The organism is Photorhabdus asymbiotica (genome assembly GCF_003634575.1).
GTDB classification, from domain to species: Bacteria; Pseudomonadota; Gammaproteobacteria; order Enterobacterales; family Enterobacteriaceae; genus Photorhabdus; species Photorhabdus asymbiotica.
This window is the reverse complement of sequence record NZ_RBLJ01000002.1, coordinates 535,015-549,473: the sequence shown is the minus strand read 5'-3', so window position 1 is coordinate 549,473 and position 14,459 is coordinate 535,015. Positions and strand designations below refer to the sequence as shown.

The window sequence follows — 14,459 nt, the reverse complement described above, 5'->3', positions numbered from 1 at the left end:
AAAGCAATAAAGGAGGGTTTATGAGTACCTTTCGTCCTTATAAAGAGGCCATTGATTTTGAAGAAATAAAAAGTCAGAGACGTAATCTTGATACATGGATAGCGGTTAAGCGAGAAAGAATTCAGCGTCGTCCTGAAGATAGACCAGAAGTGGAAAAAGAAATAGCAGAATTTCAGGCTAAAATCCCCGCACTGGATGCAATATTAGCAAAAGAGCCGCCACCGCCGGAATTACCGCCTCATAAGCCCTTAATTAAAGTGAGTGGTGTATTGGAGGAGTTCGAACCTCTCTGTGTAATTGGTTATTTTACTGATCGTGAATATGATCCGGTTGCCTTTGCCCGTCAGGAAGAGAGAGAACTGTATGGCGGGTTATTGCTGGCGATGGCAGGAAATACCTCGGGGTCTAATTCACCAACCAAAGTTCGGGAGCGTGATGTCTGTGATTTTGTGCGGGGGAAAATTAATGGTATCCCATTCCACGGCTGGTTAGGGTTTACTGTAGCAAAAGCAGGTGATTATGTTGAATTAGCGGTAACAGAGAAAGAAGGACACTATGTGGTTTATGCCATTGCCCATCCCGGATTAAGGATTGTTTCTATGACGCCGCGTTGTAAGCAGGGTATTCATTCAAATGCCAAATATCAGATATGTGGCACTTGGTATGGTTCTTTAGTACTTTTCTCTGTTTTCATGATAGGGGGAATTTTTTATGAACAAGTCAGGGAAGATATTATTGATTATATAGAATACATCTCTTCATTTTTGGGGCTGATGGCAATGGTCTTTTCACCGTTAATCTATTTTTCCTGCATGAGAAATCCTAAACCAACATTCAGGCTGGCAGAAGAGATTTTCACTGCATTAGGCTTTCCTAATCCTACGGAAATTAATCTTTATCAATTCACGAAGAAGAAGCTTAGAGAAATCAAGGCTAATTCATTGGATGGAAATTCTAGTAAAGGAAGGGTTTTGCCTGATAGGCATTGTTTATTAAGCTATTACTACTATTACTGATTCAAGTCATTCAAACAACAGGAGTAAACTGCGCAGAAAATAAAGTAAGAATTTATGGAAGAATACCTCAGAGTTATATCATGACTATTCGTAGAGAGATTAAAAAGGTTATCGACTTTGAAAAACTCAGCGACGAATTGTCTCATGTAAAATTTTATATCGTTAATATGTAATTTTGTGTAAATAGAGGAGTTTTTGTGAAGCAGATCTATAAAATAACTTGGATAGGTTTGGCTATTAATTTATCGACATATTTGCTTTTATTCGCTGTCGTAAAATGGCTTGATGTCAGTTATCTTGGACTCTCTTATCAAGTGGGGAGCTTCCTTGATAAGATATTAATGTTTATTCTGATTTTTATTTTTCTGGAGGTGGTGAATCTGTTGGTGATTATCAACGCGCCAAGGTATGCCAAGATCAGTTCTTTTATTGTCTCTATGTTCTTTCCATTTGGTGCGTTTTATTTCATTGGGTGTTTGTTGTCGATTCAACGAGTCGCATTATCCCCTTTTGCTGAATATCAGGATGATAATACGGTGCCAAATTCCGCGGTTTATTTTATCCGAGAGAGGTATCGAGACAGCGCTTGGCTTTGGAGTTTGGGGGCAATTTTATTGCTTATTCATGGAGCGAGTGGTATTTGCATCATGATGACGGCGATGCATTATGTCTCCTATCGGAAAACAAAAGATCGTTATTTTTTTGCCGAGACAGAGGGCGGCTTTTTATTAACGCCCACCGCGTTCAGTAAAACCATTTTTTTGCCTTATGGATGCATTAGAAGGATTGAGGAACGTGAAAACAGTTTGCTGATTAGCGTGAATTTAAATAATAAAATCGACATCGTATGCTCAAAGAAATTTATTGCCAGAGATGATTTTAATCAAGTCATTCAAACGCTTTTGCAGGCCGCATCGAAAAATCAGGATGATAATATTATTACCCCGAAAATGTGAAAAATTTATTCTGAATGATATAGGCATCGTGATGTTTGCAGGTGTTATTTGCCTGGGCGATAAGCTCAGCAACGGCAGGGAGTTCTGTGTAAAGATCCGTACAGTCTGCTCACGTAATCTATTTACCTTGAATCGCCGTGAAATGATTTGTGCGAAGAACAACGTAATAGTTTTGTTAAAGTAATAAAGGAGGGCATATGAGTACTTATCGTCCTTATAAAGAGGCCATTGATTTTGATGAAATCAAAAGGCAGAGAAAAAGCATTGATATTGATATTAGTGTAAACCGCGAACATGCCATCAATTTTCCTGATAGCAAAAAAGAAGCGGAACAGGAAATTATGAATCTTCAGGCTAAAATCCCCGTACTGGATGCGATCTTAGCAAAAGAGCCGCCGCCGCCAGAATTACCGCCGGGTAAACCCTTAATCAAAGTGAGCGGTGTATTGGAAGAATTCGAGGCCTTGTGTGTGATGGGTTATTTTACCGATCGTGAATATGATCTGGCCGCCTTTTCCCGTCAGGATGAATGGGAAGTGTATAGGAGGATTAGGAGGGTGATCGCAGGAAATAGGACTAATTCGCAAATTAGAGTTTCAGGGCGTGATGTCTGTGATTTTGTGCGGGGAAAAATCAATGGTATTCCTTTCCACGGCTGGCTGGGATTTACCACCGTAAAAGAGGGTGATTATGTCGAATTGGCAGTGACAGAGCAGGAAGGACATTATGTGGTTTATGCGATTGCCCATCCCGAATTAAGGGTGGTTTCTATGACACCGCGTTGTAAACAGGGTATTCATTCAGATGCTAAATATCAGATATGTGTCATCTGGTGTGGCTCTTTAGTTATTTTTTCTATGTTCATGATAGCTTGGGTCTTTTTTATTAGGGAATATATTGTGAATTATATAAAAAATATGGCTTCGTTTTGTGGTTTGATGGCAATGGTCTTGTCACCATTAGTTTATTCTTCCTGCATGAGAAATCCTAAACCAACACTCAGGCTGGCTGAAGAGATTTGTACTGTATTGGGTTTCCCTAATCCTACAAAAATTAATCTTGAGAAACTCACAAGAAAGAGGCTGAAGAAAATCAAAGTTAATTCCCCGGATGGGAAACTGCATAAGAGTAGTAAGAGGGTCTTGCCAGATAAGGACTGTTATTCCAGTTATTACTACTATTACTGATTCAAGTCATTTAACCAGTAGAATCGACGGTATAAAAAACAAAGTCAGCATGTTGGGGAATATCCCAGCGGCATATTATGGCCGGCTGGTGACGGTATTAAAAAGGTTATCCACTTTGAAAAACTCAGCGACGAATTGTCTCATGTGAAATTTTATATCGTTAATATGTAATTTTGTGTAAATCGAGGAGTTTTTATGCAGCAGATCTATAAAATAGCCTGGATAGGTTTGGCTATTAATCTATTAACCTATTTTGTCTTACTGGTTGGCACAAAGATACTGGCTGCCAGTTATTCTGATCTCTCTTATAGCGAACAGCGGTTTATTGACCTGTTATCCATATTCAATGTCATGATACTGATTTTTATTTTTCTGGAGGTGGTGAATCTGTTGGTGATTATCAAAATGCCAAGGTATGCCAAGATCAGCTCTTTTATTCTCTCGATGTTCTTTCCATTTGGCGCGGTTTATTTCATCGGGTGTTTGTTGTCGATTCAACGAGTTGCATTATCCCCCTTCTCTGAATATCAGGATGATAATCCGGTGCCAAATTCCGCGGTTTATTTTGTCCGGGACAGGTATCGGAAAAGGGCGTATATTTTGGGAGGAATAACGCTTGTTATGTTAATTAAGGGAGTGGCTAGCATTGGTATCATGATGACGGCAATGCATTATGTCTCCTATCGGAAAAAAAAAGATCGTTATTTCTTTGCCGAGACAGAAGGGGGATTTTTATTAACACCTACCGCGTTCAGTAAAACTATTTTTTTGCCTTATAGATGCATTAGAGGCGTGGAGGAACGTGAAGGTAATATACGGGTTTCTGTTAATTTAAATAAGAAAATCAACATCGTATTCTCAAAGAAATTTATTGACAGAGAAGATGTTATAAAAGTCACCGCGCTGTTTTCACAGGCAGCATTGAATAATCCGAACGATAATATTATCACGTTCTAAATGTGAAAAATTTATCCTTAATAATATAGGCATCATGATGTTTGCAGGTGTTATTCGCCTGGGCGATAAGCTCAGCAGCGGCGGGGAAGTGATTTCCGTTTCTTCCTCCATTGATATTGAAGGTAAACGCGTCGCATTATTAAATGATTTAGTCAGCTGTCCGCTAAAAGGGCATGGTATTAATCGTATTGTTGAGGCTAATGCTCACTGTATTTCCGATGGCAAACCGATAGCGTTTGATAAAGCGCGTTGTCAATGTGGCTGTTATGTCATTTCCAGTACGCCTAAAGCCGGAATTGGGGAGTGATGATGATGGCCTGGGAAATTCCGGAGTCTTACCCCATACACCGGCCAGCCCCACTTGACTGGTCACTGTGGTGGCGGCTGTTTAGTCTGGCTGGCTTCATTATCGCAGTCGCAGCGGGGGGGTTTTGGTCTCTGTTTAAAGATCCGCACAGTTTGCTGTACGCACTGGTTGCGGTCACCGGTATAACGGTTTTGTTCGGATTAATCGCTGGTTGGCGGTTGTTTCGTTACGGTGTGGAACTGGAAAAGGCTGAGATCCTGACGCAGGAGAATGCCTGGCAGGAAGCGCATTGGCAAGTGTGGGCTTCACAAGCGATGCGGGTTGTGGATTATGGTGCGGTTTTTCCGCCGGAAGTGCCGTCGCCGGCGGAGACGACGGCGTGGGTCAATGGTGACAGCGCACTGTTATTGCCCCCTTTCTCAGGGTATCCCGACTTGTTTAAGGATTTATTGGGATTGGTGCGTATCAGCCTGACGGCGTATGTGGCTGACCATCAGGTCAGTGTCTATTTTCCTTCAGACCAGTGCGAAACTGCTGCATGGGAGCAATTCTGTCAGGTTTGGGCAGAACTGGGGCTGCCTTTATCTCAGCTACAGGGCCCAATAGGACTCCAGTCCGATTATACCCACCAGATAAATGACTGGCTGACCACGGAGGTTAAGGGGCTGATGCTGGTCATCACATGGTGGTGGCAGGGCGAGCAAACGCCTAACGCGGTCAGTGAGGGGGCAGTGATTTGGCTATTGGCACCACCCTCGTCTCAGTTGCTGGCAAAATGCTGTTTGCATCGGGCCATGACAACCGTCTCTGCGGCAGCGGAAAGGGATATGGGCCAGTTTCTGCACTATCAGCGCCCCGCTATCACGGCGGGGACATTGTGGTACAACGAGGCTGATTCACCAGAGAAAGACCGGTTGTTAATCCGGTTGAATCAGATGTTGGAAGCCTTGTCATCCCCGGCACAGCAGAGTACACCGGCAATGCTTGACCAGCAGTTTGTCTCTCATTGGCTTGGGAAATCAGGATGTTGTATGGATTGGTTCACCCTGACGCTCGCGATGCAGATGGCTGAGTGTCAGCATGCTCCACAACTCCTTCTGCTTTCGCAGAATACTTCTCTACAACTGGGAACGGTTTCCCCGTTAGATCATGTCACTTCATCAGGGAGTTTCCATGTTTAAAGCTTTTATTGCCCGTAATCTGGGCGTGGGGTTGGTCACCAACCTGATCGCACTGGTATTGGGGGGATTGTTATATTTTTGGGGGGCGCGATTAGGGTTGGACACGCCGGCGGTCAAAATAATCGTCTGGATTGTCAGTATGGTCGGCGTGGTCTGGCTGTTGAACCTTTTTCGTGATTACAAACAGTGTGTGCCTGTACCGGACATCGCAGCAAAAGTGTCGGTAGCGTCAGCTGAATCATCGGAAGGCCCATTTTATTTTCACAGGCTGCAAGATCATGTCCGTCATCGTTATGGTCGCTTTTGGCGCCGTAAAGTACGGATATTGATGGTGATGGGGCAACGGGAACAAGTGGAAGCGATTGCGCCGGGGCTGACGAAGCAACACTGGCTGGAAGGCGAGAGTAATCTGTTGCTGTGGGGCGGCAGCTTGCAGGTGGCTCCCGATGTGGCGCAGTTAAAGGCATTACGTAAACTGCGTCGTCGCTGCCCGTTGGATGGCGTGGTGTGGGTGATGACCGAAGAGCAACTGAGCCAGCGGGCCGAGATAGATACCGCATTACGGATGCTGGAGAAACAGGGTCAGCAGCTTGGCTGGCAGGCGCCGGTGTATGTGTGGCATGTGCAATGCAGCCTCTGGGACCAGCGTGACCGCCCGACTCAGACGGTTGGCTGTTTCCTGCCATCGGAGAGCCCGCCGCCGTTGCTGACGGAAAGCCTGAACACCCTGCCGTCGCAACTGGCGGCCAGAGGGATGGCGCAGGCGTTAGCGAACATCCGCCACGATTTTTTGTTACGGCTGGCGCAGTCTCTGCGGGAGGGGGGAGTCACGCGTCTGGTTCGTCAGCTGACGCCGCTGTTAAACCGGCCATCGGTATGGATGGCGGGGGTGATGTTCAGTTTACCGCTGGCCGCTCAGCCGGGGATGACAGAACATGGCTGGCTAGTGGACGCAAGCTGGAACGGGGTACTGGAGGATGTGCGCCATGTCCGGGGTAACGCGGTGGGTTTCCCGTGGGAGAAAAGTGCCCAGTGGGGATTAATTGTGCTGGCGGCGCTGTGGGGGATGGGCAGCGTGACGTCATTTTTTGCGAACCGTCACCAGATAACCTTGAGCCGTGAGCGGGTCAGTCAGGTCAGTCACCGGCAGCATTCATTATCAGACCGTCTGCTCAGCCAGCATGCACTGCAACTAGAGCTTGACCGGTTGCAGCACCGGGCGGAAGCCGGGGCACCGTGGTACAGCCGGTTTGGGCTGAATCAGAATGGGGTTCTGCTCCGGACACTGTGGCCGGTTTACCAGCGCAACAATGCGCCGCTGATACGTGATGCGGCGGCGCGGGTGTTGCATCAGCGGCTGGCCGACTGGGTCAATCTGCCCCCCGGGAGTCCACAGCGATGTCAGCAGATGAAAGCGGCTTATGCGCAGCTGAAAGCCTATCTGATGATGGCCCGCCCGGAGAAAGCGGATGCGGCTTTTATGAGCCGGGTACTGATGGAGAGCTGGCCGCATCGGGCCGGGGTCAGAGATGGGCTGTGGCAGAACACCGGGGCGTCCCTGCTGCGGTTTTATGCGCAGCATCTGCCGCAGCATCCGGTCTGGAAAATCATCGCCGATGCCGGGCTGGTCAGTGAAGTGCGCCAGATATTGCTAAATCAGCAGGGTCAGCGCAATGCGGAAGCGACGCTGTATCAGCACCTGTTGCAACAGGTGGCGCACAGCTACGGGGATTTAAGTCTGGCACAGATGACCGGGGCCACGGATGCCAGCCGGCTGTTTAGCACGAATAAAGTGGTGCCGGGCATGTTTACCCGTCAGGCGTGGGAAGGTCAGGTACAGCAGGCGATAGCGGCGGTGGTGGCTTCCCGGCGTGAAGCGATGGACTGGGTGTTGAGCGATGGCGGTCAGCCGATGGCGGAAGCGGTTTCGCCGGGGGTGTTACAAGCCCGGCTGAGGGCACGTTACTTTAGGGATTTCGCGGGGGCCTGGCTGAATTTTCTTAACAGTCTGCGCTGGAATAGGGTACATAACCTGTCCGATACCCTGGACCAGTTAACTTTGATGGCGGATGTGCGTCAGTCGCCGTTGATAGCGCTGATGAACACGCTGGCGTATCAGGGAGAAACCGGCCAGCCGGACGAGGGATTATCGGATTCGCTGGTGAACACGGCCCGGACGCTGTTCCAGAAAACGCCGCCGTTGGTGATTGACCAGAACCGCGGTCCGCAAAGTCCGATGGAGAACACGTTTGGTCCGTTACTGAGCCTGATGGGAAAAACGCCCGGCCAAGCGCTGATGACGGCAGACAGTACCCTGAGTCTGCAAACCTTCCTGACGCGGGTGACGCGGGTGCGGCTGACCCTGCAACAAATCGCCAATACGGATGACCCGCAGGAGAGGATGCAGGCGCTGGCGCAGACGGTGTTTCAGGGAAAGCGAGTGGACCTGACGGACACGCAGTCATATGGCAGCCTGATAGCGGCGAGTCTGGGGTCGGACTGGAGCGGATTTGGTCAGACGGTGTTTGTGCAGCCATTAACACAGGCGTGGCAGACGGTGCTGCAACCGTCAGCGGCGAGTATCAATGCGCAGTGGCAGGCGTCGGTGGTGTCAGACTGGCAGGCGGCATTTAACGGGCGTTATCCGTTTGTCGATGAGCAAAATGAGGCGTCGCTGCCGGTGCTGGGGCAGTTTATTGCGGCGGATACGGGTCGGATTGAGCAGTTTCTGCAGCGGGAGTTAGGGGGCGTGCTGCATAAAGAGGGCCACTATTGGGTGGCGGATAAAGTGGGGAGTCAGGGGCTGCTGATTAACCCGGCGTTCCTGACGGCGATAAACCAGCTGAGTGCCATAGCGGATGTGCTGTTTATGAACGGGCGTCAGGGGCTGCGGTTTGAACTGCGGGCCAAGCCGGTACGGGATGTGGCGGAAACGGACCTGACGATAGACGGGCAAAGGCTGCGTTACTTTAACCAGATGGAGAGCTGGCAGCGTCTGCGCTGGCCGGGGGAGAGCGATAATCCGGGCGTGGTGCTGACGTGGACGAGTGTGGACACCGGGGCGAGGGTGTTTGGCGATTACCCGGGGGAGTGGGGGCTGCTGCGCTGGCTGGAGCAGGCGAAGGTGAAGGCGTTAGATGGTGGCCGTTACCGGCTGACGTTTAATGCGCCGGACGGATTACCGCTGAGCTGGGATTTACGCACGGAGCAGGGGAAAGGGCCGCTGGTCTTGCTGGGGCTGAAAGGGTTCCGGTTGCCGGCCCAGATATTCAGCGAGAAAGAGGAATAAAGCATGTTGCAACAATTGATCACAAACTGCTTTGCCGAGCGTGATGCGCTGGCAGAAGCACGGGAAAGGGCGGTTCGGTGGGAAAACTGGCTGTTACCCATTAGTGCTGATGCTCCCACAGGCGATGATCCGGTCTATAACGACGATTTTCAGCGTATGCGGGAGGAGCTGAACAAGCTCAGTGGCATTGATACCACACTTATCTGTCAATTGGCGGAGAAACTGTTAACTACCGAATGTAAAGATGTTCGCGTGGCGACCTATTATGTGTGGGCGCGTTTACATCAAGAGGGTGAAAGCGGCTTGGCCGATGGGCTGGGGTTACTGGCTGCACTAGTAGATCGTTTTGGTGAAACCTTGTTACCTTGCCGGGCGAGCAGTCGAAAAGCTGCGCTGGAGTGGTTGGTAGGCACCAAGATTCAGGACAGTTTGTCACTCTATCCAGAGGTAAATCGTACCGACTTTGAACATATCGTATCGGCTCTGGCGTTACTGGAACAGACGTTTGCTACTTGGGACGAAAATGCCCGGCCCTCCCTTGTTGGGCTGGCAGGCACTCTGGAAAACCGATTAGCTCAGTCCGGTGGAGTGGATGCGGTGGTTCCCCAAACGGCTGCTCCGATGCCTTTATCTGGGGGGCAGGTCAATTCATCAGCTCAGGGTGAGTCATCGGTATTATGGGGGCAGGTGCAATCCGGGCGTGATCTGTTGGAACGAGCACGTGAATTAGCGCGCTATCTGCGTGAACAGCCTCAAGGCTGGCTCTCTTCTGCACGGCTGATGCGGAGTGTCCGCTGGGATACTGTGCATCAATTACCACCACTGGATGCTGACGGGCGTACCCGTTTGGTACCGCCACGTACAGAATATCGGGCCTTGTTAAAACGGCTCTATCGGCAACAAAACTGGCATGATTTATTGGAGCAAGCCGACCGAATGTTCTCGGAAAGTGTTAACCACTTTTGGCTGGATTTGCAGTGGTATCTCTGTCAGGCATTAAACCGATTGGGTAGCTCCTATGAAAGTTGGATAGAGATGGTGAAACATGATCTGAGGATGCTGCTTGAACGGCTGCCGGGGCTGGAAAATCTGGCATATAACGACGGAACGCCTTTTGCCGATGAAGTCACTGCCGGTTGGATCGCCCAACAGGTTCATGACTCTCAGGCAGACTGGTCATTTGTACATTCACCGATGCAGCCCCAGCATGATGATGATGTTTTAGCTCTGGAACCAGAGGCGCAACAACTGGCGGACAGCGAAGGCATAGATGCTGCATTACGCTGGCTGGGGCAGCTGCCGAGTATCAACGGAGCGCGACAGCGCTGGTTACAGCGCTTGCTGATGGCTCGGATGGCGGAGCAATACGGCAAAAATGAAATGGCCTTGCATTTGCTGACCGAGCTAAACACCGATGGACAATTTAATCTTGGTGAATGGGAGCCGGCACTGATGTTTGAGGTGAAAGCATGTCTGTTGAAGTTGCTGCGGATGAAAGCACAGCGCAGTGAACAGGATAAAGCGCGGATGGCGCAGCGCATGGAGACTTTGTTAGCTGGACTAGTGGCGATTGATCCGGTCAGAGCTGCTGTGCTATGTGGCTGATTTTAGCGGTATGAGCTCCCTATCTTCGATTCGCTCAGACTGAGCCAATAACTCTATTTTTATGACAATCACGAGAACAATCCTATGGATGATTTAATTCTCCGCTATTACGAGGCGGAAATGCACTATCTGCGTGAGGCAGGTAAAGAATTTGCGTTGGCGCATCCAGATCGGGCGGCAATGCTTAATCTGGACGAGGGACATGATCTTGATCCCTATGTGGAACGGTTACTTGAAGGCTTTGCGTTCCTGATGGGCCGGATGCGGCAAAAACTTGACGATAGTTTGCCGGAGCTGACAGAAGGGTTGGTTAGCCTGCTGTGGCCGCATTATATGCGTACCATTCCCTCACTCTCTATTGTTGAATTGGCACCTGATTATCAAGATTTGCAAAGAAGTGAAAGCATAGCCAAGGGGTTTGAAGTGGTATCCCAGCCTGTGGGGCCGAGTCAGACTCGCTGCTACTACCGGACTACCCGTGATATGTGCATAACGCCGCTGCATATCACCTCTGCCACGCTGCAAAATGAAACAGATGGGCGTTCGGTGATCCGACTGCGTTTTGACTGCGGCCAGCTGGCGGAGTGGGATAAAGTCGATTTGACGCGGTTGCCTTTGTACCTTAAAGCGGGCAGTCCGTTAAGTTCTGCGTTACATCTGGCACTGACCCGACAGACTCAGGATATTTATGTGCGTGTGTCGGGGATGGAGCGTCGCCGTTTTGAGGGGCATTTTTCACCCATGGGTTTCGACAGCGATGATGTCCTGTGGCCGAAAGGGGAAAGTGCATTCAGTGGCTATCAATTGTTGCTGGAGTATTTTACTTTCCGCGAAAAATTTATGTTTGTGGCACTTAACGGTCTGGAAACATTACATATTCCTGCCAGTACACCTTGGTTTGAATTGGAAATGGTACTGGGTGAACTGTGGCCGTATGAATTGCCATTTTCAGCCGAAAATATCCGGTTGCATTGTGTACCAGTGATCAATCTGTTTAATGTTGAAGCCGATCCGATGCACATTTCTCGGATGCAAAATGAGTATTTGTTGCGCCCGATGCGGATTCAGGATGGTCATACCGAAATTTACTCGGTGGATGAGGTGCTCTCTTCTGGACGAGGTGAAACACAGCGTTTTGTACCATTCAGTAGCTTCCGCCATCGGGGAGGCATCATGCGTAATGCTGCGCCAGAACGCTATTATCATACCCGTGTGTGTCCTAATCCTGCTGGTTTGCACGATACCTGGCTGATCCTCGGTGGTGAATCGTTTGAAAGTGACCCGGAAATTGATGATGAAACGTTGTCGCTACGTATTACTGGTACTAACGGTCAATTACCCCGCAGGGCATTGCGCGATACGCAACTCGAACAGACATTACAATCCACCGGCGGCAAACTGCGCGTGAAAAATCTTTGTTCACCGACGTTGCCTTGCTATCCCCCGGCGAATGATCGTTTCCATTGGCGAGTCCTTAGCCATCTCGGCTCTAACTTCCTCAGCATGATGGATAACCCGGAGGTGCTGCGCGGTACGTTAGGGCTTTATAACTGGACTAATGACGAAATGAATTGTCGTCGTTTGGATGCCATTGTTGGGGTGAAGCACAGTTTGATCCAGCGCTTTGAAAAGGGCTATCTGCTGAGAGGGGTTGATATTGAGATTACGCTTAACAGCAACGGTTTCTCCGGCGAGGGTGATATTTTTCTATTCGGTGAGATGCTGAACCGTTTCTTCTCTTTGTATACCGATATTCATCTGTTTAACCAGCTGACACTGGTCCTTCAACCTTCGGAGAAATGTTTGCGATGGAAAGAAAATCACAATCAGCGTATTCCCGGTTAGTGCAGCGACTGGCGCCAAACATTTACGGTTTTAACTTTTTTCGTTTCTGTCAGTTGCTGGAAAGTATACAGGACGAGCGTCCGCCTTTGGGCAGTACGATTTCACCCAGTGATGATCCGATCCGTTTTCGTCCCCATCCTGGTATGGGCTTTCCTGCCAGTGAACTGAGAAATGCGGAATGTGATGAGGAACAGCTTCCGGCAATACGTACCTTGTTTCTGGGTCTGTATGGCGTGGATTCACCGCTGCCTACCGCTTATCTGGACGATATTGCCCAGCGGCGTGAAGGCTATGAAGGAGTGACCGATTTTCTGGATATTTTTAATCACCGGATAATGACCCAGTATTACCGTATCTGGCGTAAATACTCCTATCCAGCCACTTATCATCCGGGCGGTAAAGATGAGACATCACAGTGCTTGCTTGGGTTGGTTGGTTTGGGCATACCGGGTAGTCAGCAACAGATTGCTACGCCGGTTTCCCGCTTTCTGGCACTGCTTGGGACTATGCGGTTGCCCACTCGAACTGCTGAAGGGGTTATTAAGCTGGTCGAGCTGCTGGCACCGCTGACACTGGCAAAAGTGATTCCGCATGATCGCCGGCGGGTGCGGCTGACCCTGCCGGCTCGTCTGAGTTGCCGCCATCCCGTTCAACTCTCCCAGCGTCTGGTGTTGGGTAAGATGGGAACGGATGTTAACAGTCAGATGAGGCTTCATCTTTATACCGAAGATACCGATGAAGCTCAGGGTTGGCTGCCGCAGCGGGAATTGCATGCCGATCTGTTGGTACTGCTGCGTGTTTATCTGGGGTGGCGTTGCAGTGTGCGATTACATCTCACTTTACCTAAAGGGATATTGCCAGCGGCTCAGTTGGGAAAACAGCGTATCCGGCTAGGTCGTACAGGTGTATTAGGATTAAAACCGGGAGCGCCGGCTGTTTCAGGCATGGTGACAATTAATCTGGGACTTTATCAAGGGCTATTGCCAAGTTATCAATATCGGGAGGCCGAAAATGGCAGCTATCAATTTTAAATCAATCATGATGGGCAGTATGGTGTGGCTGGCAACGGCTGGGTTAGTCGGATGCGGTCTGACGCAGACTATAAGCGACGGCACAGTAGCCGTTACTCAATCCATTTTTCATAAGCAGGTGAAGACACTGCATCTGGATTTCAGTGCCCGTAGTGCGCTTAACACCAATGACGCGCAAACACCGCTGAGTACGGTGATACGTGTTTATCAACTCAAAGACAACAAAGCCTTTGAGCGTGCCAGTTATGCGGAACTGTTGAAAGGTGACAGCGAGGCGCTTAAGGCGGATCGGCTGGCACAACGGGATATTAGGGTGGCTCCGAAGGGGAGTGTCATGTTGGATATGCCGATGGAAAAGGCCGCGAAGTTTGTGGCGGTGGTGGGGCTGTTTCATACACCCGATGCCACCAATAATGACTGGCGGTTGGTGATCAGGCGTGATGAGTTGGATGCAGATAAACCGCGTACTATCGAATTAGGTAACGGCAAATTAACATTAAATCCCATGAAGGAATAACCAATGAAACAGCTGAGGCCCTCACTTTACGAAATGTTGACGCTTAACTTTAATGGAGATCTGGATGTCGATCAGATCGGTAAGCGGGAACAGGTGATTTTATCCGTACTGAACAATATGCAACGTATCCTTAACTGTCGTGCAGGTTCGCTCACCCATTTGCCGGATTATGGTTTGCCTGATCTCAACACGATCTTGCAAGATTTGCCTGCATCATCACAGCGTTTGATTGCGACGATTGAACATACGTTGTTGACTTATGAACCACGTTTGCAACAGGTCAATGTGACATTATTGCCACAACTTGAGCCGGCACATCTGCGTTATGACATCAATGCTGAATTAAAAGGTGTGGGATTGGTGCGTTTCAGCACCGAATTTGTGCCGGAAGGGAAGGTATTGATCCGCCATTTACGCCAGCAAGGGCGCATAGATTAATCCGCTGTATTTTGATTTGCCATTTGCTATCGGACAGGAGGCTTGAGCTGTGTCCGGGATATACCCGTTATCTTTCAAGTTGCCTCTTTGTTGGCTGCACTCACTCACCCCAGTCACATAGTTATCTATG

The 14,459-nt window shown here is 49.3% G+C and carries 13 protein-coding genes; 12 read left to right on the top strand and 1 reads right to left on the bottom strand.

Features of this window, described 5'->3' with window-relative positions; all coding sequences use genetic code 11:
• The first annotated feature begins 20 nt into the window (after window positions 1-20).
• From BDD30_RS09370 to tssE, 12 genes are all read left to right on the top strand, one after another.
• Window positions 21-1,016: a putative type VI secretion system effector gene (locus BDD30_RS09370; RefSeq protein ID WP_015835907.1), complete on the top strand. Its 996-nt coding sequence runs from the start codon at window positions 21-23 to the stop codon at window positions 1,014-1,016.
• A gap of 197 nt (window positions 1,017-1,213) precedes the next feature.
• On the top strand, window positions 1,214-1,972 hold the full coding sequence (locus tag BDD30_RS09365; protein ID WP_015835906.1) for a hypothetical protein: 759 nt from the start codon (window positions 1,214-1,216) through the stop codon (window positions 1,970-1,972).
• A gap of 197 nt (window positions 1,973-2,169) precedes the next feature.
• The gene (locus BDD30_RS09360; protein WP_015835905.1) at window positions 2,170-3,159 is read left to right on the top strand and encodes a putative type VI secretion system effector; all 990 of its coding nucleotides are present in this window, start codon (window positions 2,170-2,172) and stop codon (window positions 3,157-3,159) included.
• A gap of 195 nt (window positions 3,160-3,354) precedes the next feature.
• Window positions 3,355-4,116: a hypothetical protein gene (locus tag BDD30_RS09355; RefSeq protein ID WP_015835904.1), complete on the top strand. Its 762-nt coding sequence runs from the start codon at window positions 3,355-3,357 to the stop codon at window positions 4,114-4,116.
• Between the two features lie 34 nt (window positions 4,117-4,150).
• Window positions 4,151-4,423 (top strand): PAAR domain-containing protein, encoded by a 273-nt coding sequence (locus tag BDD30_RS09350; RefSeq protein WP_015835903.1) that lies wholly within the window; start codon window positions 4,151-4,153, stop codon window positions 4,421-4,423.
• Window positions 4,424-4,428: 5 nt separating this feature from the next.
• Window positions 4,429-5,604: a hypothetical protein gene (locus tag BDD30_RS09345; RefSeq protein ID WP_015835902.1), complete on the top strand. Its 1,176-nt coding sequence runs from the start codon at window positions 4,429-4,431 to the stop codon at window positions 5,602-5,604.
• Complete coding sequence (locus BDD30_RS09340; protein WP_015835901.1) at window positions 5,597-8,893, top strand: ImcF-related family protein; 3,297 nt, start codon at window positions 5,597-5,599, stop codon at window positions 8,891-8,893. Before BDD30_RS09345 ends, BDD30_RS09340 begins: the two co-directional genes overlap by 8 nt.
• Window positions 8,894-8,896: 3 nt before the next feature.
• A complete protein-coding gene (tssA, locus tag BDD30_RS09335) occupies window positions 8,897-10,498 on the top strand; it encodes a type VI secretion system protein TssA (protein WP_015835900.1) in 1,602 nt (533 codons plus the stop codon).
• Between the two features lie 84 nt (window positions 10,499-10,582).
• Window positions 10,583-12,343 carry a type VI secretion system baseplate subunit TssF gene (tssF, locus tag BDD30_RS09330; protein WP_015835899.1) on the top strand — a complete coding sequence of 587 codons (1,761 nt, stop codon included), beginning with the start codon at window positions 10,583-10,585 and terminating at the stop codon, window positions 12,341-12,343.
• Window positions 12,307-13,374 (top strand): type VI secretion system baseplate subunit TssG, encoded by a 1,068-nt coding sequence (tssG, locus tag BDD30_RS09325; RefSeq protein ID WP_041382459.1) that lies wholly within the window; start codon window positions 12,307-12,309, stop codon window positions 13,372-13,374. Before tssF ends, tssG begins: the two co-directional genes overlap by 37 nt.
• Window positions 13,355-13,891: a type VI secretion system lipoprotein TssJ gene (tssJ, locus tag BDD30_RS09320; protein WP_041382457.1), complete on the top strand. Its 537-nt coding sequence runs from the start codon at window positions 13,355-13,357 to the stop codon at window positions 13,889-13,891. The genes tssG and tssJ overlap by 20 nt, the downstream gene beginning before the upstream one ends.
• 3 nt (window positions 13,892-13,894) lie before the next feature.
• Window positions 13,895-14,329 carry a type VI secretion system baseplate subunit TssE gene (tssE, locus tag BDD30_RS09315; RefSeq protein WP_015835896.1) on the top strand — a complete coding sequence of 145 codons (435 nt, stop codon included), beginning with the start codon at window positions 13,895-13,897 and terminating at the stop codon, window positions 14,327-14,329.
• On the opposite strand, the gene BDD30_RS23545 is transcribed toward tssE, so the two are convergent.
• Window positions 14,303-14,446, bottom strand: a complete 144-nt coding sequence (locus BDD30_RS23545) for a hypothetical protein (RefSeq protein WP_170152956.1) — start codon at window positions 14,444-14,446, stop codon at window positions 14,303-14,305. The genes tssE and BDD30_RS23545 overlap by 27 nt on opposite strands.
• Window positions 14,447-14,459: the final 13 nt, after the last annotated feature.